The sequence below is a fragment of the Singulisphaera sp. GP187 genome, from assembly GCF_900129635.1.
Classification (GTDB): Bacteria; Planctomycetota; Planctomycetia; order Isosphaerales; family Isosphaeraceae; genus Singulisphaera.
This window is the reverse complement of sequence record NZ_FSRB01000002.1, coordinates 2,711,050-2,731,265: the sequence shown is the minus strand read 5'-3', so window position 1 is coordinate 2,731,265 and position 20,216 is coordinate 2,711,050. Positions and strand designations below refer to the sequence as shown.

Below are 20,216 nucleotides of genomic sequence, written 5' to 3'. Positions count from 1 at the left end.
GACGGTAAGTCGAAGCAGAATCGATGCTTGTGATCTAACCGGTCGCCTCTTACCAGGTGTTCCGGTAAACATCGGATTCGGGATCGTAGTTCGCCAGGCCGCTTCCAAGCGGTCCTCGACCTTCGTCGCGGCTTTAGTACGGTAGCAGCGTGCCGTAGCAGGAAAAGCTCCCCACGGAACTTGACGGCCAAATCCGCATCGCTATACTGTACTATAACACCTAGTACAGACAGGAGTGTTATGGCTGGCTTCCACATGACGGTCTCAACTGGCTCCGGTACACCGATCTACCGGCAGATCACTGACCAGGTGCGATTAGGCGTCGCGACCGGGGTGCTGGCCCCCGGCGACGCTCTGCCCAGTGTGCGGGCCCTGGCCGAGCAGCAAGTCGTGAACGCCAATACCGTGGCCAAGGCTTACGCCGAGCTGGTGCGCGACGGCGTGCTCGAGTCTCACCACGGCAAAGGTTTCTTTGTCGCCCGGAAACGCCACGTCTATAGCCGGGCCGAGCGGCTGCGGCGCTTTCGCCAGGCCCTGGACACCTTTGTCCACGAGGCCGTCTGCCTCGATTTCACCGCCGATGAGATCCGCAGGGCCGTGAATGAGAAGCTGGCCGACCTCGACCTGCAATCCAAACCCGCCGGAGTGAACGTATGACCTTCTCGGACGATCGCGAACCAGCCCTGCGCGACACAGCCATCCAGACACGCAGGCTGACGCGGTACTTCGGCCACCGGTGCGCAGTGGACGACGTCTCGTTCCGCGTGCCGCGCGGCAGCGTCTTCGCCTTCGTCGGCCGCAACGGCGGCGGCAAGACCACAACCATCCGCATGATCCTCGGCCTGTTGGAGCCGACGCGCGGTTCCTCCACGATCCTCGGCCACGACAGCGCCGGCCTGCCCCCCGAAGTTCGCGCCCGCATCGGCTACATGGCCGAGGGGCATCCCGTTTACGGCTGGATGCGCGTCGGCCAATATGCGGTCTTTCAACGCGGTTTCTACCATCACTGGAATCAGGAAATATACGCCGCCGTCATCGACTACTTCGCCATCAACCCGCGCACCAGGGCCGCCCACCTGTCGCATGGCCAGCGGGCTGGCCTCCATCTGGCCATGACGCTGGCGATCGAGCCGGAAGTGCTGATGCTCGACGATCCGGCCACGGGGCTGGACCCCGCCGCCCGCCGGTCGCTTCTGGAGGCGATGGTCTATTTCACGCGGGATCGCGAGCGCACGATCTTCTTTTCCACCCACCTGCTGGACGACGTGGAACGCGTCGCCGACTACGTCGCAGTCATGGATTACAGCGTCCTGCGCGCCTGTTGCAGCGTCGAGACGTTCTGCGAGCGGGTGCGCCGGCTTGTCGCGCGCTTCCCCGGCGATCCGCCCCGCGAACTGCCCCCCGTTCCCGGCCTGCTGCGCGTGACCCGGGCCGAGAACGAACTTACCCTCGTCGTGGCCAATCTGAACGGCCGGACCGAACGGGACTTGGAAGCTCTCGGGGCCCTGTCGGTGGACGAGCAGCCCATCGGCCTGGAAGACGCCCTGATCGCCTACGTCGGCCGTAGCGGCGAAAAGACCTTCCTGTTGAACGCTTCGAGAGACGCATCATGAAATCGCTGATCTGGAAAGAATGCCACGAGAACCTCAAGTGGGCCACCCTCGCCGCCCTGGGGCTCGGCGGACTCATATTCGTGGGACGCCCTACCCTCATGAACCCCGCGCTGCTCCTGTTCCTAAGCCCCATCGCCGCCGTGTCCGGCGCGGTGCTGGGCTTCCTCCAGGTGTACTATGAGTCGGACGGCGACAAACGTTCTCTGCTGCTGCATCGGCCGATGAGCCCTTCGCGGATTTTTCTGGGCAAAGCGGTCGCGGGCGTGGGGCTGTACCTGCTGGCGATGGGAATCCCGTTCGCCTCCTACGTGGCATGGGTGGCGACGCCGGGCCACGTCGCCGAGCCATTCCGCTGGCAGATGGCACTTCCCGGCCTGGCCGACATCCTCACGGGCGTGGCCTACTACTTCGCGGGCATGCTCATTGCGTTACGGGAGGCGCGCTGGTACGCCAGCCGCTGCCTCCCCCTGGTCGCGGCCCTTCTGTGTTCGTTCTTCGTCTGGGTGCTGCCCGAGTTCTGGCAAGCTGTCCTGGCCATCGTGATCCTGGGCGCCCCCCTGGCAGTGGCGGTGTGGGGCAGCTTCCTTACAGGCGGCGCGTTCGCGCCCCTGCCACGGCTCAGCAAGGTCGCGCTGGCGGTCACATGCGTTACCGCTCTGTTGGCTCTGGGCGTGGTCGTCAAGCCGTTTGTCTGGCTCCCCATGCGCTTCATCGGACTACCAACGCCCCGTGCCAACATGACTCGCTACAAACTAGACCGCGAAGGCCGCGTGCTGATCGTGCGTTTCCGGCAAGGCGAGATCGAAAGCCTGACCGATCTGGAAGGACGAGAGCCACCGTTGCTCAAGGGCAAACCCCTGAGTTTCTATGCGCTCCAAGATATGTGCGCCCCATTCTCTGCAGATGTCAGTCCCGGGTTCCAGAGTTACCGCAACGCCGGACGGTTCTACATGGGTTGCGAAAACAACACGAGCCGGGACGGCGAGCGCTGGTTCTACGTCTCCGACCAGAGGCTCCTCGTGGGCTACGACGTGCGGTCTTCGCACGTGATCGGCACCTGCGGCCCGGACGGCTTCGTCCCGGCCGGCAAGCAGCCGGCGGCGCGGTTCGAAGGCGAGCCGTACCAGCACAGCTTTTTGTTGCAGACCAAGGCGGCCGAGCGGCTGAGTTTTCCGGAGGGCGTGTACCTGGTGGATTTTGGGAGCCGCACCGTGCGGAAGTTCTATAGCCCCGCGGAAGGAGAAACCGTGCTGGGGGCGGCGTCGGCGGTGGGGGAGGGGCGGACGTTCGTACTGACGGACAAGTCGGCCCGCGTGATCCATCGCTCGGGCACAACGCTATTCTCGGCACCTTTTGCCGTGGACCCGGACAACTACGGGGTCGCGCGAGTAGCCCAGCTCGAGAACCCGGAGCGGTGGGTGGTCCGGTATGAGCCTTCCTGGTTCATGTTCAGCGAATTGGGAAACATAACCTCGGGCCAGCTGGTGGAGTACGACCCCGCCGGCCGCGAGGTGGCTCGCGGGCCCCTGCCGCCCACCCCCATGCACGAACCGTCTGACGCCCAGGCGCTGCTCGGCCTGATCACACCGCCGGCCGAGGCCGCCCTTCTCACCTGGGCGACGGAACACTCCATCGACTCCGCCCGGCAAAACGGCGGCAGAGAGGTCCAGCCTCTTCTGTTCCTTCTCGTCGTACTGGGACAGTGGTTTAACCCCTTGGGCGCCGGCGTGGCGCCGGGCAGCGGCACGATTCTCGCCTACCGGGGTCTGATCCTGCTGTCCGCACTGGCCTGTGCCCTGGTCTGCTTCCTGCTGGCACGCCGCGCTTCTTCCTCCCGCGCCGGTCGCCTCGTCTGGACGCTGTGCGGCTTGCTGTTCGGGCCGGCCGGCCTGCTGCTCATGCTGGCCGTGGAGGAGTGGCCCGCGCGGGTCGCCTGCCCCAAGTGCGGCAAGCCCCGCGTGGTCACCCGCGATGCCTGCGAGCACTGCGGCGTCCCCCATGCCCCAGCCGCGCCGGATGGCACGGAGATCTTTGACTCGATTGCCGCGGCGATGTATGTGTAGGTTTGAACCGTCGAATACTCTATCAGCCAAAGGAATGCGTGAATTGCCGAAAAAAACTCTGGTAAAACGGGATTCCCTTTGATCCGAGCACAAATGTAGAGACACGATCAGAAATCACAGAAACAAGCCGTTCAACGTTCTCGCCGAAGGGCAGATTTCTGAAAAAAGTCGGGGCGACAAGACGTCTATTGAACTTTTTCTGGCCGGCGTTCGGGGCTGGGAATCGGGGATGCGACGACTTTTCCCGGAGAAACAAGGCGACCGGCCAAAGGGCTGATCGATGTCCTTCGTGCTGCGGGCGGAGCGATTTTGTGGGCTTCAGCGGGCCACCGCCATCGACCGAGAAGACAGCCAGTCCTCGAAACGTGTCGTGCCGAGGCGCGGGTGATCGCCTGGGGTGAGGCTTTGATCATTCACCGTGATGCCGTAGTAAAGCGCCTTGGGATCGGTGATTACCGTCCGTGCGTCCCCGGTTGCATTCAGGAATTGCCGCACGAGGTCATCTTGCCGGATCGGTTCGGGACCGGCCAGATCGAACGTGCCGTTCAACGGCTCAGCGAGGGCCACATCGGCCACGACGGCGGCGACGTCATCCGACACAATGGGCTGCATCAGAACCGGTGGAACCCGGACCGTCTGCCCTTCGGTCGCCGATTGGGCCATTCCGCCGACGAACTCGAAGAACTGCGTGGCACGCACGATCGTGTAAGGAATCGGGGAAGTCTTGATTAGTTTTTCCTGGGCCATCTTCGCGCGGAAGTAACCACTCGCGAGCAGGCGGTCGGTGCCGACGACCGACAACGCGACATGATGGCCGACGCCCGCGGCAGCTTCCGCGGCGAGGAGGTTGCGACCTGATGTCTCGAAAAACGCCAGGACTGCGTTGTCCTCCCACGAGGGCGCATTCGCGACATCGACGACCACCTGAGCGCCGGCGAGCGCTTGCGACAGTCCCTCGCCAGTGACGGTGTTGACACCCGTTGAGCGTGATGCCACCACCACCTCATGGCCGTGCTGACGAAGGTTCATCACGACCTTTTTCCCGATGAGCCCGGTGCCGCCGATCACGACGAGCTTCATGGTAAATCTCCTGGCTTTTGACGGTCCTGAATGACAAGTCCTATGACCGAAGTACTAAACCGCATTTTGCGCGCCGTTCGTCAACCGACTGCGGCGAAAATGGCAACTGGATTTGAACTCGATAAGTTACTGATTCAAAATGAGTTACAGCGATCAGACTCGTCTGAGGCCTCCGTATTTGCAGTCTGGCGTCTGATTTGCTGCGATTCACTCAAACACGTTCCGGATGCACATCATACGGCCAGCAAGCCCGCGCGGCCCCGACAGAACGGAGGCCAGCCCTATGTGGAGGTAAGAACGATGGTACGAGTCGCCCTAATCACGGGAGCGAGCCGGGGAATCGGTGCGGCAACCGCATTGGTACTGGCCGAACACGGGTACCGGGTGGTCGTGAACCACCGCGCCAGTGCACCACAGGCCGAGGAGGTGGTGGCGACCATCGCCGCAGCCGGCGGCGAAGCCGTGGCGATTAAAGCCGACGTCACCGTGCCTAACGACGTCACCGCCATGGTTGATGAAATCGATCAGCGGTGGGGTGGGACGGACGTGCTCGTGCACAACGCGTTGACGCCGTTTGCCATCACCTCGTTCGCCGAGTTGAGCTGGGAGCAGCTCGGCGGCAAGCTGGACAGCGAGCTGCGTGCCGCGTTCCTGACAACGAAGGCCGTTGTGCCGGGAATGGTTTCGCGCGGATACGGTCGGCTGATCTATCTCAGTACCGGGCTGTCGCGTCGTGCGCGTGAGGGGATGATCACGCTGGGCACCGCTAAGGCGGCCCTGGACCAGTTCGTGCGGTACGTCGCTTTGGAGCTGGCACCGCACGGGATCACCGCCAACCTCGTCGCACCGGCCACTGTGGAGGGAACCAAGGTAGCCGAGCAAGTCACAGCCGAGCGATTGCGCGAGTTGGCCGCGGCCGCGCCGATGCGACGGCTGGCCCGTCCCGACGATGTCGCCAAGACGGTGGCGTTCTTGGCAAGTGAGGATTCCGGTTTCACCACCGGCCACTACCTTCCGGTCAACGGGGGCCTTGAAATGGACTGAACGCAACGAGCGCGAGCGCACTGTCCGAGAGTGGGAGAAAGGCTATGCCAATGCACACGATTGATCTGACCTACGTCGGGCGTGGTATCCACGAAGAACTGATCGCGTACGTGGCCGATCAGGAGGGGTATTTCGAGGATGAGGGTGTCCACGTCGCCGTCCGCGACGGAATCAGGTGGAAGACCGAGCGCCTGCGCGGTGGCGCAACCATCGGTTTGGGCCGAGTCTTGTTGTCGCGGCTGACCGAGGGCATCCAATGGAATGTGCTGGCCGTCAACACCCATCGTCCGCTGTTCTGGTTCCTCGGGCGTGGCGAGGTGAAATCCATGGATGATCTTCGCGGACGCCGACTGGCGATCCACCCACCCCACACCGCACCCGGCTGTTTCGCGCGGATCGTGCTGCGCAAGCACGGTCTCGACCCCGATCGCGACCTGCAGTGCGTCGTACGAGCCCCGGGTGACTACCAGATGGATCTGCGGCACCTTCGCGACGGTTCGATCGATGCGGCCTACGTGGGCAGCACATTAGCGCCCGAACAGGTCGCCGGCGAGGAGGGCTTTTCAGTCCTCTCCTGGGTCGGCGACCACTTCCAGATCCCCACGGTGGGAATCGCCGTGGATCCCACTCGTATCCCGCTCGACAACCCCGCGCTGCAGGCGCTGGTGCGGGCCAACCAGCGAGCCCTTCTCACGATCGCCGAACAACCCCAGTTGGCCGTCGACTACATCGCCTCGTTCCTCGGCCGGCTGACCCGTGATGAAGTTCAGCGATACTACGAGCGTTACATCGGCCCATACTTCACCTCCGACGGTCGGGTAGACCTCAACGTCGCCCAGCAAGCGGTCGACGCGGTCACCACCGAACTCGGCGTCGCCGCGGCATCCGTTGACCAGATGTACCAGCCCGCCCTGTGACCGCTGCCGCGACGACCCAACACTCCTCGGGCAACAGTGGCCGGGCAACAGTGGCCAGGCACCCAAGCTGAGCAAGTTAGGGGTCTTAGGTAACCCATCGACAGTGCGAGCTAGCCCGAAGCTCAGCCTAAATCTCCCAGACTGTCCCATTGAAGAGCGTGGCAATGGCCTTCGGAATCCACCTCGCTCCGCGAGCGGCTCGACCACGTCCAAGTTCATGGTGCCTCATCGACGCTCCGCGACGACTTGTCGACCCGGACCGACGACCCCGGACAGGAGGAGGGGCTCTGGCTCGCCCTGGTGAACGACCGGCGCGAGGCCTAGCCTGGGCGTGTGGGCCTGGTGCACGGCTTCACGCTCTCGTGCTGCCTGCGACTCGTCGACGCCGCGGGTCGACTCGAACGCAATGGCAAGGCGAGTCTGCCGGCCGACGCCGTGTCGATCTTTGCCCACCTGGGCCTGGACGGCTCGCGCTGGCGAGCGACCCTCGATGATCTTCACCGCCCCCGCCTGGGCCGTTTCCGTAGCCGTCCCTTGCCGTCGCGCCGATGGCCTCGCTCCGGTCGCCCCCGCCGCGCCCGGCGATCCGTGCGGCCGCCTGCTGACCCCGTCGATCGCTCTGCACGCCGTGCCGACGGCCTCTTCGAGTTCCCGCCCCGCTCGCTGGCGGCTGTCACCACCGCTTCGTCCCCGCTCCGCAAGCCCCGCCGCACGAGGCGCGTCCTCAGATTTCGGAGGAAGATGCCGGGGCCTTCCTCACAGCACGGCCTTTATCGAGGCAATCCATCTTCACTGAACCCCCCAGGTCTCCCTACTGAAGTACATGGCTACTGAGCCTCTATTGAGGTAGACCTCGTCGTTGCGTCGTAGTTCGAGGTGCTCGATCCGTTTTCCGCCCGCGAGGATGTTGTAGGCGATGTTCAGGACATGGTCGGATTCGTGATAGGGGAGATGGACTTTGAGGAGATGGAGCCGGGCGTCGATGTCGCGGATCAAGCCGGTCCTGTGCGCGAGCAGATGGATGGCTCCAATGCCGCCGGGAGCCAGTCCCGAGACACGATCGGACAGTTCATAGTGAATGTTGGTGGCCGTCATCATCGGTCGATCCAGCTCGGGGATCGCCCGCTTCTTGAGACGTCGGCGAATTCTCTGCTTGCGTTGCTGGGACTTCTGTGTGGACAGTAGGAGTCACTCGAAAGCCTCTTTTGCGCTCAGGAATTATGATGTCTCGACAACTTCATTATCCCTGAAAACAAGGAGGCTTTCGAGCTTTTCTGCAAAATCGGCCAAAATCCCCAACCAAGTACGCTTGGTTCAGGTCTAGTCGTGGTTTTTGCAGGCCTAGGGCTTGTAGGACACACTGTCCCTTTTTATACCTTCGCCATTGCAGCGGTCATGTCTTTGCTGATAGTCCTCGGCGTGGCCATCATGGAAGCGTCTCGAAGCGGGGTAATCTCTGAGAAAGGCTTGCTCGCTGGGCTCGGGATCATACTTAGTCAGCTGCCCTTAATCAGTACGCTCGCAAAACTGGCTAGTGGAGAGAAGGCGAATTCGGAAGGCGTGGTCCAGCGTCAACTTCAGGCTGAGGTGGTTCCCCGTCCCAAGCCCGAACCGGCACGCAATGCTACTCAGGATAGAGGAGCGCGAGGCGAGTCGAAAAGTAAGAGGGGGGGTGACCTTCAATCCGCCTTCGCGTGCAAAATGCTCTGGCTTCCATCGAAGCCCCTCGCTTCACTCACTAGCCTGGATTCCCACGGAGCTCTCCGCGACTAACAGAATTGCGTCTCAGACACCAGGTTTCCCGGAGTTTCCTCCAGTATGCTGTAGCGGTTTTCCTTTACTGATGAACCGTTTCCCACCATGTCAGCTTGATTGCAGCTTCGCCTCCTTATGTTTTCACAATCACGGAAACGGCGGTTTTTCCAGGGAGTCATGGCCAGGCACTTCAAAGGGATGCCTTGGGAGGTTTAGGAGAAACGACTGCAACGCTCCCGTCTCCAAGGAACGACCTAGAACCCCGGCTATGCCCAGTATACGTGCCTGGCCGCCGATTGCTCCGCGGCCAGGACCGGCCGGCAGCCATTGGAAGGCGACGCGACCGGCCCGCCTCGCTGTCCACGCCCCGGTGAGGCGCTGCAATTTCGCAATCGCGCGTCTCTGGGTTAGTTTTTTTCTTCCTGCCGTGTCGGGCCGGCTCCCCTCGGTGGTATTATGCCATAAGGCGTGATCGATATTGCGGATGAGCGCGCCAGGGAGACCAAACCCGCGCGGTTCACCATTTTCGGGGGATTGCGGCTGAATCAATCCCCTGGGGAAGGATTCGAGCATGAGCCGGTCGCTGAGGACCGATCGCGCGGAGTCGGAACGCCGGGCAGAAGGGCCGGCCAAGTCGCCGGGCCGCGAGCTGCCGCCCCCGACGGTGAGTAGTCGGCCGATCGAACCACGGGATCCTCCGAACGATCGGAACGGCCGCGGCGGCGCGTCTGACGACCGATCTCCCGGCCAGTACCCGTTCACGCGCGGCATCCACGCAAGCATGTACCGCGGGCGACTCTGGACGATGCGGCAGTTCGCCGGGTTTGGTACGGCCCGACAGACGAACGAGCGGTTCAAGTTCCTCCTGGGAAAGGGGCAGACCGGGCTCTCGACCGCGTTCGACCTGCCCACGCTCATGGGCCTCGATAGCGACCACCCGCGCGCGGCGGGTGAAGTCGGTCGGCTCGGCGTCGCGGTGGACACGCTTGACGACATGATGGTGCTCTTCGACGGCATCGACCTGGAATCGACCTCGGTGTCGATGACGATCAACGCGCCGGCGATCGTCCTCATGGCGTTCTACCTGGCCGCCGCTCAGGAACGAGGCTTCGACTCCCGAAAGCTCCGCGGGACGATCCAGAATGACATCCTCAAGGAGTTCCATGCCCAGAACGAGTTCGTGTTCCCGCCGGAGCCGAGCGTGCGGTTGGTGTGCGACGTGATCGAGTTCTGTTCCGGGCACGTGCCGCAGTGGAACCCGGTGTCGATCTCCGGCTACCACATCCGGGAAGCGGGTTCGACCGCCGCCCAGGAGTTGGCCTTCACGCTGGCCGACGGGTACCACTACGTCGAGCAATGCCTGGCCCGCGGCCTGGCCGTGGACGCCTTCGCCCCGCGGCTGTCGTTCTTCTTCAACGCGCACAATGACCTGTTCGAGGAGGTGGCCAAGTACCGCGCCGCCCGCGGGCTCTGGGCCGAGGCGATGCGCCATCGCTACGGCGCGACCGACGAGGCGTCCTGGAAACTCCGGTTCCACGCCCAGACCGCCGGCTGCTCGCTCCAGGCGCAACAGCCGGAACTGAACCTGGTCCGCGTCGCGTACCAGGCGCTCGCCGCAGTGCTCGGCGGCTGCCAGTCGTTACACACCAACAGCATGGACGAGACGCTGGCCCTGCCGTCGGAACACGCCGTCACGCTGGCCTTGCGAACCCAGCAGGTCCTGGCCTACGAAACCGGGGTCACCCATACCGCGGACCCGCTCGGGGGCAGCGACCTTGTCGAAGCCCTCACGCGCACGATGCAACACGACGCCCGGGGTTACTTTGACCGCATCGCATCCGTCGGCGGCATGATCTCCGCCATCGAAGCCGGCTTCTTCCGCCGCGAGATTGCCGATGCCGCGTTCGCTTATCAACGGGAGGTGGACGCGAAACGGAAGCTGATCGTGGGCCTGAATGCGTTCGTCGAGGCGGAAGAGAAGCCCATGGAGACCCTCACCGTGGACAACCGGGTGGAGAGCGACCAGATCGCCACGCTGCGAGCGACTCGGGGCCGGGTCGAAGCCGGCGAACTGCGGCGATGTCTGGACGAAGTTCGTCGCGCGGCCGCCATGGGCCAAAACCTGGTCGGGCCCTTACTCCAGGCCGCCCATGCCCGCGCCAGCGTCGGAGAGATGATGGACGCCTTGGCGGACGTTTTCGGTCGGTACGAACCGAAGGGCGCGTGAGGGCCCTCCGGGGAGCGGGGAATCATCAATGGGCATGACGACGCCGGCGCGTATCGTCCTCGCCAAGGTCGGCCTCGATGGCCACGATCGCGGCATCAAAGTCGTGGCGCGAGGGCTGCGCGATGAGGGGTTTCATGTGATCTACGCGGGGCTCTGGCAGTCGCCCGAAGCGGTCGTGCGCGCGGTGGTTGATGAGGATGCGGCTTGGTTAGGCTTGAGCCTCCTGAGCGGGGCGCACATGACGCTGGTGCCGCGTGTGTTGACGATGATGGGGCAGGCCGGGCTGGGGGACGTCGGCCTGCTGGTGGGTGGGATCATTCCGGAAGCGGATGTGCCGAAACTGCTTCAGCTTGGCGTGGGGCGGGTGTTTGGTCCGGGCACCGTGATCCACGAGATCGCAGCATTCCTCCGCGAGCAGGACGCGGGAGGCCATGAACAACTCCTCGCGCGATCCCTGTGGTGCGATCGGCGGGCGTTGAGCCGATTGCTCACGCAGGCGGCGCGAGGGGAAGGCGCGCAGACGAACCGCGGCGGGTTTGCGGGGCCCACCGCGAGCGATCACCCCCAGCCCTGCTTCGCGACGGGGAGCGGGGAGAAAGAAGGCGAGGCCGCGGACCGAGCGCGCGGTCAGCCGCAGGTGATTGCCGTCACGGGCAGCGGCGGCGTAGGAAAGAGCACGCTGATTGGGAAGCTTATCGAGGTGATCCGGCGGTCGCAGCGGTCGGTCGCGGTCCTGGCGTGCGATCCGCAGAGTCCGCTCACCGGCGGAGCGCTGCTCGGCGATCGCATCCGGATGCCGAATCGGCCAGCCGACGATGCGGTGTTCATCCGAAGCTTGGCCACGCCGGGCGGTCGTTCGGGGGTCGCGCCGAACGTTGAACTCATGATCGGGCTGTTCGGCCGCTTCGGATTCGACACTGTCATCGTGGAGACAGTCGGTGCCGGGCAAGGGGACACGGCTGTCCGTGATGTGGCCGATGTCGTCATTGTCCTGGTCCAACCGGAGACCGGCGACGAACTGCAATGGGAGAAGGCCGGCCTGCTCGAAATCGCCGACATCGTGGTGGTCCACAAGGCCGATCTCTCGGGCGCGGAGCGCGTCGAGTCGCAGCTCCGCGAGCGACTCAACATGCCCGGCTGTCGGTCGGTCCCGGTCGTGCGCGTCAGCTCGGCCAGGGAGACGGGGGTGGAAGCACTTTGGGCGGCCGTCGACGAGTGCCCAGGTCGGCCGCGTGTCGTGGCGCCGTGAAGGGCGCGCTCCGCGGAGTTCGCGCAGGCGTTCGCGGAGCATGGAGGATGCCTTCCGGCCGGCGAATTCCCCGCGACGGCCGGACGTGCTCGACGGCCGCTCGCCAAGTCACCGCGAATGATCCGCCTCTTTCCAGAGCTCAGTGGAGACCAGCGCCACGCGGAAGCCCAGGCCCGAGCCGCGGCCGTTGACCTGCAACGGAAGGCGCGTCGTCGACAGGCACTGGTGGCCCGGTTCATACCAGCAACCGCCGCGGATTGACTGCTCCGGGGTCGACTTCTTGATGGCAGCCAAGGGTCTGCGGGCGAGCCCCGGTCGATCGATCTTGCGGCACCACTCCCAGACGTTGCCGTGCATGTCGTGGATGCCCCACGCGTTCGCGGGATAGCTGCCGACGGGCTTCGTCATGCGGAGGAAAGGGCCGGCAGGCGCGTGGTTGAGGGGGGCGGTCCCGTCGAAATTCGCCCGGGCGCTCCCGAGCTCGTCGCCGAACGCCGTGGCGGTCGTCGTCCCGGCGCGGCAGGCGAACTCCCATTCCGCCTCGGTCGGCAGCCGGTAGACCCAACCGGGCTCGAGCCGGCCCGCGTCCCGTTCGATCTCGCTGAGCCGGTAACAGAACTCCTCCGCCTCGCGATAGCTCGTGAAGTAGATGGGATGATCTTGACCCATCCCGGCGTGGTCGCGACGGCTGTTGTCGCCCAGGGGGCGGGGCTGCCGCGGGTCCATGGCTCGCTGCTGCGGGAGCGTCTTGCCCATGACCTGCTGCCACTCATCCTGTGTCACTTCGAACTTCCCGATCCAGAACCCGCGACCGATGACCACGGGGAATGGTTCGCCGCCCAGGTATCTCCCGGAAGGCCCCTTCGGCCCACCTCCCATGAAGAACCTCCCCGAAGGACACCAGCAGAGACGCATCCCCAGCACGTTGTCGGATCGCTCTTCGCCGGCACGCGACAACTCGGTCGGGTTGATGGTCATGGGCTGGCCTTCGGTGATCTGGACGGCGATCGTCCGCACCGGTGGAGTCGGCTTGCTCGGCGTGAATGGCGGAGGGGCGGGGGGGCGGAAATAGCTACGGACCATGCTGACTGCCAGGAAGAGCAAGACCCCGGCCAGCCCGCATTGGTAGAGGGGACGCAGACCAAACCGGCGTTTTTCGAGTGGACGTTGCACGGGCCGCACTCTCGTTCAAGGTCCGATCGGAAGCATGGGAATATCCGTCGCCATGTTAATTTAACCTGATCTGACCGAGGAGTTCCAGCAGGCCCTCGTGCGGCGGCACTGTTCACGATCCTGGCGGGAGCGAAGCGTCATCGCCTGGAGCTGTGGGCCTATGTTCGTGAGGTGCTCCTGCGACTGAGCCCGTGCGAGACCGACCTGGAGGCGTTCCTGCCGGACCGTTGGGCGGCGAGCCACCCTGAGTTCGTGCTGGAGCATCAACTCGATGAGTCGCGACGGAAGGCGGCGCGGCAGCCGACTCGGAACAGCGCGATGAACTCTTCCGGGAGGAGCGCGCGGATGAGCCGGCTGGACGACGATCCCTAGTTCGCCACCAAGCCGTTCTACCTGGGCGTGTCCCGGGTCTTGGTCAAGAAAATGAGCGTTCAATGCGGAGACAACGGGGGGCCGAACGGACCGGATGTATTCCTTCGTGCGCCTCGCGTGAACGATGAATCAGAGATTAATCGCTGGTGCTTTGAGTCGCTAACCCGGGCGCTCTCGAAGCGACAGTCCACTTCAAGCGAGGCTGCCTCGGTCGGATCGGCCGCGGCAGCCATCGACTTTGGTGGCGCCGCGATGATTGCGGATTCTTCCCGATTCATCTCGTCGTCTCAAGTTGGGTGATTTCGCCTCGCAGGCCAGCCATTCTGCCGCAGACGAGGGGCGCGGCCCTGGCCTCGAACTCGCGATGCTGTTGCCACCCTCAGTCTGTGAACAGATGCTTGTCTGATAGATAAAGAATTATAATTGTAATGTGTCGCTGTAGTGTTTTTAATAACTGAATTTTGCGGATCCAGAGGAGGGACCGTCAAGGGCCGAGGTTCCCACTCGAGTGTAGAATTGGGGGGCGCGGACTCGAATCCACCGCAATCGCAAAAACTCAATGCCTGGGTCGGTGACTCCTGATAGAATCGCCCGTGCAATCGGGCCTCCGGAGGGTAGTCGATCAGCCAAACCTCCCTCCCGGTCAAGGAAACCTGGTTCATCGGTGCACCACTCGCCTCGAAGTCGTGTGCCTTTTCAAGACTTGTGAAGCATCACATGGAGTCAGTCATGACCATGGGCGCCCCACCAGCGAAACAGCCAGGCGGATCCGGAACCGAGGAAATGCCCTGGATCGACGTGGGCAAGAACTATGCCCTCGGGATCAAGGCCGGCAAGTTGGTGTGCCGCAATCCCGCGGGCAATAAGCTGGCCTCGGTCCCGAAGGAGCTCAAAGAGTCCGAATTGGCCGATCAGCTTCAGGCGCTCTGCGATTGGCTGGCCGACCACCGGACGGAGTGTCTGCGCCGCGTCGAGTTGTGGATGTTGCGGTCGCTCCCGGTGCCTTGCGATGTCGTGCGCGCGGTCTGGCCCGATCCGGACTGGAGCGACATGCTCCGCAACCTTGTCGTCACGCCCGCCGATGCCCAGGGCAGGGGCGACGCGACGCGGACGGGGCTCCTGCGCGACATTGACGCGAAAAAGGGAATCGGCGTGGTCGATCGGGACGGCGAGACGCAGTGGATCGCGGACGCGCAGCTCCTGATCCCCCATCCCATCCTGATTGACGGCCTGGTCGAGCTGCGCGAGATCGCCGCGGATCTGGGATTCTCCCAGGCGATCGAACAACTCTTCCGCCCGACGTTCGCAGCCACCAAGGAGCAAGCCGATCTGTCCCGAGTCATGGATTTCAACGGCGGCCGATTCGAGCAATTGAACTTCGCGAGCTCGACCTGCCGTCAGCTCGGCTATCCGGTGCGCGGCGGCTATGCCTGCAGCAAGATCTGGGAGGACGCCACTCCCCTGGAAGCTCGTTACTGGATCGGCGACGACTCCCCCGAGTCGGAGACGTACACGGGAGAGCTGATCTTCGTGGGGGGCGACCAGAAGCCGTTGCGGATCGCCGAGGTGGGCCGCGTGACGTTCAGCGAGGGTGTGCGGATGGCCTCGCGGATCTATGCAAAGCGCAAGGTCGAGAAGGAAGTGGTCGGAGGTGACGCATGAGCACGGCCACGATCCAGCTTGATGCCGGCGGATTGCTCCTTTCCAAGACGAGGGTGGACGCGGACGCGACCGAACAGGTCGTCGCGCGGACTTATCATCATCCGGCGCTGGGAGAGCGGCCGGTGATTCGCCTGGCCTCGGATCGCCTGGGCGCGGCGGAAGACCTGGCGATGGAATTCCTCGGTTTCGAGCCGCCGGTGGTCTCGAAGTCGATCGCGGTGCAGCAACGCCGCAGCCTGGGCTTCGCCGCCTGGGCCCTGATCAACGACCCGGGCAACGCCCACTTTGCGCTGGAGCTGGTCAAGCGCATGAAGGCCGCGGCCCGCCAGGCCCGGTCGAAGCCGGGCCACGCCTGGGATGCCTACACGGAGATGGCCAAAGACCTCGGTCGCTCCGCGGCCCACTTCTTGCCACCATTCTGGGAGGAGGCGGGCCGGGCGTTCAAGGATCTCGGCAATCCGACCTACGCCGGTCGGGCGCTCACTAAATCGTTGGAAGCCGAGCGGGTCCATGCGCTTCAGGCCGACCGCGCACGCCGTCGCGATGTCGTCCTGGAGTTCGTGCTCTCGGGTTGCCTCTCGGGCAACGCGCTGTCCGAATACGGCAACGATTTGCAGAGCCACTATTCGCCGCAAGACGCGTTCGCGATCTTCCGCGACTTATGCACTCGCCGGACGCGAGGCGGCATGGCGCCCTGGGCGACGATGCCCAAAGACTTCATCAAGCTGGCGAAAGCGGCAGGACTTGAGGGCGACGCAGAACTCGAGAAGTGGCTGGAGGAGGTGATCGACTCGCCCGCGATGGGCCGGCCGCCGCACCAGTTCTGGAAGACGTGCGGCGCCCACTGCAAGCGGATCGTGGCCCGTAGTCCGGCCTTCGCCGTGGCACTCTTGCGACATACCAGGCCCGAGCCACGATTCTACGGCGAAAGTAAGCTCGGCCCTTGGTTCGAACTGCTCGAAGAGTGGGGCGTCTTCGAGTACCTCTGGGAAGACGAGCATCGGGGAGCACCACCCCTGGGAGAACCGATCGCAGAATGGTTCGGCCGGGTCGTGCGCGATGAAGTCCCGGCGCCGACTCGCACCTTGCTAATGCTCGGAAAGCTCGCGCCGCGACTGCGGGAAGAGGGAGTGCCGCTGGCGCTGTCGATCGCCCAGCGATATCGCTCCACGGACATCGACATCGACGTGTTGGAAGCGTGCCTCGTCCTGGGGATCAAGGTCGCGGATCCGTCACAGGAATCGTCGGTGACGTTCTCGGGTTGGCTGTCCGCGATCGCCGACCATCCGTTCCGTAACCAGGACATCATCGAGTCCGCCAAGGACGAACGCTTCCAGTCCGCAATATCCCAGGCGCTGGATCAGGCACTGACCTGTCGCGGCGGTGCGATGGAGCGTGGTTATCGGCAATCCAGCCTCGAGCAGCGGGCGTTCCCCCTGGCCGCGGGCGATCGCCCGGGGATCAAGGGGCTGTGGCACCGGCACGCATCGAGAATTATCGCCTTCCTGGAGGAGAGTGGACTCGCCAGCTTCGAGATGGCGCAAGCGCGACTCGAGTCGACTCTCTGGCCGGATACGCTACGGCTATTCCCGGATATTGCGGAACGGCTCCGGGGCGTCGAACCCGTGGTCATGCTGCAACGGACACTTCGAGCCGGCGTCTTCGATGAATACGGCCTCCTCAGCTTCGAGGAGGTCGTCGCTGAACACAACATCAAGACCCAGAGGGATTATTCTGGCTCAAATCTCCATTTAACATTTCCGAGCATCGTCGTGTCCGACAAGGTGCGTGCTTATGCCATCAGCGGCGACGGTACGGTCAAGGAGCATGAACTGCGCCTGCCGAAGAAGTGCGAACTCGGCACCATCATCGCAATCGGCGACGATCTGGCGGTGGCCTATCGGGACGAGAAGCATCAGGGCCTTTTCTTCTGGGTCAGCAATCCGGCGCAGAAGTATGAAGCCACCTCCCATTTCTACTACCACTTCCACGCGGCCGACCGGATGGCCACCCCATTGGAGGATGGCACCATCTTCCTGGGCCAGCAAGCCGTCCGCCCCGGCGATAAGCTATTGCCTCAGACACAGACGTATGTCCACGACGGGACACGGTTCTGGCGGATGAGTCACGAGTACGATCAAGTGGCCCGTGACTACCGCTGGAAGATCGGTGAAGTGGACCCGCGAACCGGGAAGCAGGTCCGCGAGAGTATCCCGCCCTGGTTCGAGGAGACCGAAGGCGGCACTCTCGAACCGGGTGCATCGGAGCTGATGCAGGCACCGGCAGGCGCCGAGCATTCGCCTTTAGGCATGAAAGACGGCATGCTCGGCTGGAAGGCCGTCAAGCGCCGTGACGGCAGCTACTTCGGGATCGGGATCGATGGCCGTCGTTGGGACAGGCCCTTGCGGAAGCAAGACGGCTCGTACGCGGTCCCGGTGGCCCTGCTGCGTCAGCCGGCGACGAAGGAGTACCTCCCAGTGACGACCACCGGCGGTCGCGGGGACAATTACTGGCTCTGGGATCCGAGCGGCTCGGTGGTCGTCGCCACCTTGGAGAACTTCGACTCTGCCTACGCGCATGGCCAGGTGACCGTCCTGCCACTCCTCTTCTGGCACTTGCTGAAAGTGCGCGATGAAGCCTCGTCGCGTCAGTTGCGGGGGATCAGCCGGGACGATTGCGCGACTCTGTTCAACGCGGCGTCCGAGGATCGAGCGCGCAAGAAGGCTCCCCGCGCCGGCGGCGGCAAGGAACCGCCCGAGAATCCGCTGACAAGCCTCCTCCCGGCCGTCAAGCAAGTGCTGCCCACGGCCCCAGAGCGTCTGGTGATCGGAGTCGCACGCACGATCGAACAGGCCGAGCAGCGGGCCGCGGCATTCGCTGCCCTCAGGGACAAAGCGAGCGCCGACGCGACCAAGGAAACGACGAGTGCGGCGATCGTCTTGAATCGCAAGAGTGATCTCGCCGCCGCTCATTGGGGACTGCCGGCATACCGCACGTACGGTGCTGACGGGTCGACGTCCGTCAGTGAGCACCTGCAAGCCGCGGCCGAGTTCCTCAAAGGCGATTCCGAGCCCGGCCATCTCCCGAGGACGAAATACCACTGGTTCTCCATGCTCGAGAAGCTGCCAGTGCGTTGCTGGCAGACCTACTGGCGCACCCTGGCGGCGAAGTTGTCCCAGAAGGACGGGGGCGAAACACCCTGGCTCGAGTTCCTGAAGCTGTGGCATGACCTGGGGATCGCCGCGTTGCCCGGGCAATTCGACATCCTGGAGGGATACCCCGAGGGGGCCAAGAAGCGGAGTTGGGGCGGATACGACGTCGAGATCGAGGGCGGCACGTCCTTTGCCGTCAAGAATGGTGAGGATCGGTTCATCGTCGTCGAGAACGAGACGTACCATCAGGATCAGTTCCCCTATCAATTCCTCCGTTATTCCACGGCCAAGACGCCCGGCACGCCACCCGGATACCAGATCAAGAAAGTCCGCAAGATCAAGGCGAAGCACGACCCCGCCGAGTCTGCAGCGTTCATCGCGGCGGCCGAGTCTTGCACCAAGCCACCTCTGCCCTCGAAACAGGAGCTGGACGAGGCCGCCGAGTCTCTCGCCGTTGCTCCCGCGGAGATCGGCCTGGTCTGGATGGGCGGCTTGAACATCGACAGCTATGAGCACAACTTCTTGCCCGCCGCATTGCGCACCGAGCTGGGCTGGAAGGCCGCGGACGCCAACGTCGGTCGGCAGGCCTTGCGCAATCTCGATCCGTCGCTTCTCGAGCACCTCTGCGAAACCGTTGTGGCCGAGGGGTGTGCGGCCCCGTTCGCGGACGATCGCGGACCGGTGCTGCGCCTCCTCGAAGCCGCCTGGCGCGCCAAGATGCCCAAACGCTTGCAGCTCGACGCGGCGCTGCAGGCACGGCTCTCGACGCTGGGCCGATCGTCGCGCTGGCAACGGGTCGAACATGGAGAGCTCCTTGCCGTCGCCGCCGATCCGACCAAGCATCCGTTGCTCCAGCCGCGGGAGATCCGGATCGGCGTCGCGAAGGACCGGAACTCCCCAAGTCTGGAACTGGTCACCCCGAAGAAGGAGCCACTCGTCGAAGGGGATTTTCTCCGGTCCCTCGTTCAGTTGGTCGCCCTGGTCCTCGCGGAAACCCCCGCGGGACATCCGTCGCGCGCCGAGATGCCGGCCCTGATCAAGCAGGTGACCAAGCTGCTCGACCATCCGGGCACGCTGCTCCAGTTGCGCGAGATCCACCTCTACGACGACGGCAGCAAGAAGCCGTTGAATCCGGTCGAGTGGCTCAACAAGCACGTCGGTAAGACCAAGGCCGACGCGAAAGCCGGGACCGTTGGCGTCGACGACGGCCTGATCGTCGCGGCGACGCTCGAGGGTCAGAATCAGGCTCTCCTTGCATTTCGACCCGCCAAGCTTAAGGATGGTGGCGACCTGGCCCGCCTCCTCGGCCTCGTTGCCATCAAAATCGGAGAAGGCTACGAGGTGCCCCACGATACGCTTCCGACCCGCGTCGTCATCAAGAGCCCCGGGTTCCAAAAACTCGCCAAGGCGATCCTTGCCAAGGCCGTCCCGCAGGGCCAATGGCCCCAGAACCCGAGTCACACGGCCCTGGACGTCGTGCAGGGGATCCAGGAGAAGCACAAGCTTGGCGAGGATGCGGCCGGGCTCTACGCCCAGTTGCTCACCCTGCCCGATCCCACCACGGCGAAGGTCTGTGCCTGGAACGGCTGGACTGCCGGGCGGTTCAAGAAAGCGGCGGTGGAGCTCGTCGGCCGCAAGCTGGTCCTGGAAGCCTCGCGCGCCCGCGCCGGCCGCTCGCACTTCCTCCCGGGCGAATGGGTCGAGCTCAAGGCCCCTTGGCTGCCGATCGAACGCTGGAAGCTCGCCCATCTTGTGGAACTCGACATGGACCTGCCCGAGCTTTGTCCCGGCGGCGGTCCGTTAGTGCTCAGGCCGTTCGAGGACCTGTTCGCCGCGGCCTGGCAACGCGTCGTCGCTGGCGACGAGCCGCGTTATGAGGAAGTGAAACGGAAGGCGAAGTCGAAATAAC

Annotated in this window: 14 protein-coding genes; 10 read left to right on the top strand and 4 right to left on the bottom strand. The window is 64.1% G+C overall.

Annotation, left to right across the window (positions count from 1 at the left end; all coding sequences use genetic code 11):
- Nucleotides 1-240: 240 nt before the first annotated feature.
- The 3 genes from BUS42_RS34910 to BUS42_RS34900 are packed head-to-tail and all read left to right on the top strand — an operon-like array spanning nt 241 to nt 3,676.
- The gene (locus BUS42_RS34910) at nt 241-657 is read left to right on the top strand and encodes a GntR family transcriptional regulator (protein ID WP_074314875.1); all 417 of its coding nucleotides are present in this window, start codon (nt 241-243) and stop codon (nt 655-657) included.
- The gene (locus BUS42_RS34905; RefSeq protein ID WP_074314873.1) at nt 654-1,613 is read left to right on the top strand and encodes an ABC transporter ATP-binding protein; all 960 of its coding nucleotides are present in this window, start codon (nt 654-656) and stop codon (nt 1,611-1,613) included. Before BUS42_RS34910 ends, BUS42_RS34905 begins: the two co-directional genes overlap by 4 nt.
- Nucleotides 1,610-3,676, top strand: coding sequence for a hypothetical protein (locus BUS42_RS34900; RefSeq protein ID WP_074314871.1), 2,067 nt, complete (start codon nt 1,610-1,612; stop codon nt 3,674-3,676). Before BUS42_RS34905 ends, BUS42_RS34900 begins: the two co-directional genes overlap by 4 nt.
- A gap of 318 nt (nt 3,677-3,994) precedes the next feature.
- On the opposite strand, the gene BUS42_RS34895 is transcribed toward BUS42_RS34900, so the two are convergent.
- A complete protein-coding gene (locus BUS42_RS34895; protein WP_074314869.1) occupies nt 3,995-4,756 on the bottom strand; it encodes an SDR family oxidoreductase in 762 nt (253 codons plus the stop codon).
- A 300-nt stretch (nt 4,757-5,056) separates the two neighbouring features.
- On the opposite strand from BUS42_RS34895, the gene BUS42_RS34890 reads away from it, so the two are divergent.
- The gene (locus BUS42_RS34890; RefSeq protein WP_074314857.1) at nt 5,057-5,800 is read left to right on the top strand and encodes an SDR family oxidoreductase; all 744 of its coding nucleotides are present in this window, start codon (nt 5,057-5,059) and stop codon (nt 5,798-5,800) included.
- A gap of 50 nt (nt 5,801-5,850) precedes the next feature.
- Nucleotides 5,851-6,717: an ABC transporter substrate-binding protein gene (locus BUS42_RS34885; RefSeq protein ID WP_074314855.1), complete on the top strand. Its 867-nt coding sequence runs from the start codon at nt 5,851-5,853 to the stop codon at nt 6,715-6,717.
- A gap of 225 nt (nt 6,718-6,942) precedes the next feature.
- On the opposite strand, the gene BUS42_RS34880 is transcribed toward BUS42_RS34885, so the two are convergent.
- Nucleotides 6,943-7,218, bottom strand: a complete 276-nt coding sequence (locus BUS42_RS34880; RefSeq protein WP_074314853.1) for a hypothetical protein — start codon at nt 7,216-7,218, stop codon at nt 6,943-6,945.
- Between the two features lie 288 nt (nt 7,219-7,506).
- Entirely contained in the window at nt 7,507-7,815 is a 309-nt protein-coding gene (locus BUS42_RS34875) for a hypothetical protein (RefSeq protein WP_074314851.1), read from the bottom strand.
- Nucleotides 7,816-9,043: 1,228 nt separating this feature from the next.
- Between BUS42_RS34875 and BUS42_RS34870 the strand changes: the two genes are divergently transcribed.
- Complete coding sequence (locus tag BUS42_RS34870; protein ID WP_074314849.1) at nt 9,044-10,699, top strand: acyl-CoA mutase large subunit family protein; 1,656 nt, start codon at nt 9,044-9,046, stop codon at nt 10,697-10,699.
- Nucleotides 10,700-10,727: 28 nt separating this feature from the next.
- Nucleotides 10,728-11,948 carry a cobalamin-dependent protein gene (locus BUS42_RS34865; RefSeq protein WP_074314846.1) on the top strand — a complete coding sequence of 407 codons (1,221 nt, stop codon included), beginning with the start codon at nt 10,728-10,730 and terminating at the stop codon, nt 11,946-11,948.
- 108 nt (nt 11,949-12,056) lie between these two features.
- On the opposite strand, the gene BUS42_RS34860 is transcribed toward BUS42_RS34865, so the two are convergent.
- Nucleotides 12,057-13,121 carry a formylglycine-generating enzyme family protein gene (locus tag BUS42_RS34860; RefSeq protein WP_074314844.1) on the bottom strand — a complete coding sequence of 355 codons (1,065 nt, stop codon included), beginning with the start codon at nt 13,119-13,121 and terminating at the stop codon, nt 12,057-12,059.
- A 171-nt stretch (nt 13,122-13,292) separates the two neighbouring features.
- Between BUS42_RS34860 and BUS42_RS44505 the strand changes: the two genes are divergently transcribed.
- The 3 genes from BUS42_RS44505 (at nt 13,293) to BUS42_RS34845 (ending at nt 20,215) form a co-directional block, all read left to right on the top strand.
- A complete protein-coding gene (locus BUS42_RS44505) occupies nt 13,293-13,493 on the top strand; it encodes a hypothetical protein (protein WP_216821114.1) in 201 nt (66 codons plus the stop codon).
- 729 nt (nt 13,494-14,222) lie between these two features.
- Nucleotides 14,223-15,155 (top strand): DUF4132 domain-containing protein, encoded by a 933-nt coding sequence (locus tag BUS42_RS34850; protein WP_216821113.1) that lies wholly within the window; start codon nt 14,223-14,225, stop codon nt 15,153-15,155.
- A complete protein-coding gene (locus tag BUS42_RS34845; RefSeq protein ID WP_074314837.1) occupies nt 15,152-20,215 on the top strand; it encodes a hypothetical protein in 5,064 nt (1,687 codons plus the stop codon). Before BUS42_RS34850 ends, BUS42_RS34845 begins: the two co-directional genes overlap by 4 nt.
- The last annotated feature ends 1 nt before the right edge of the window (nt 20,216 follow it).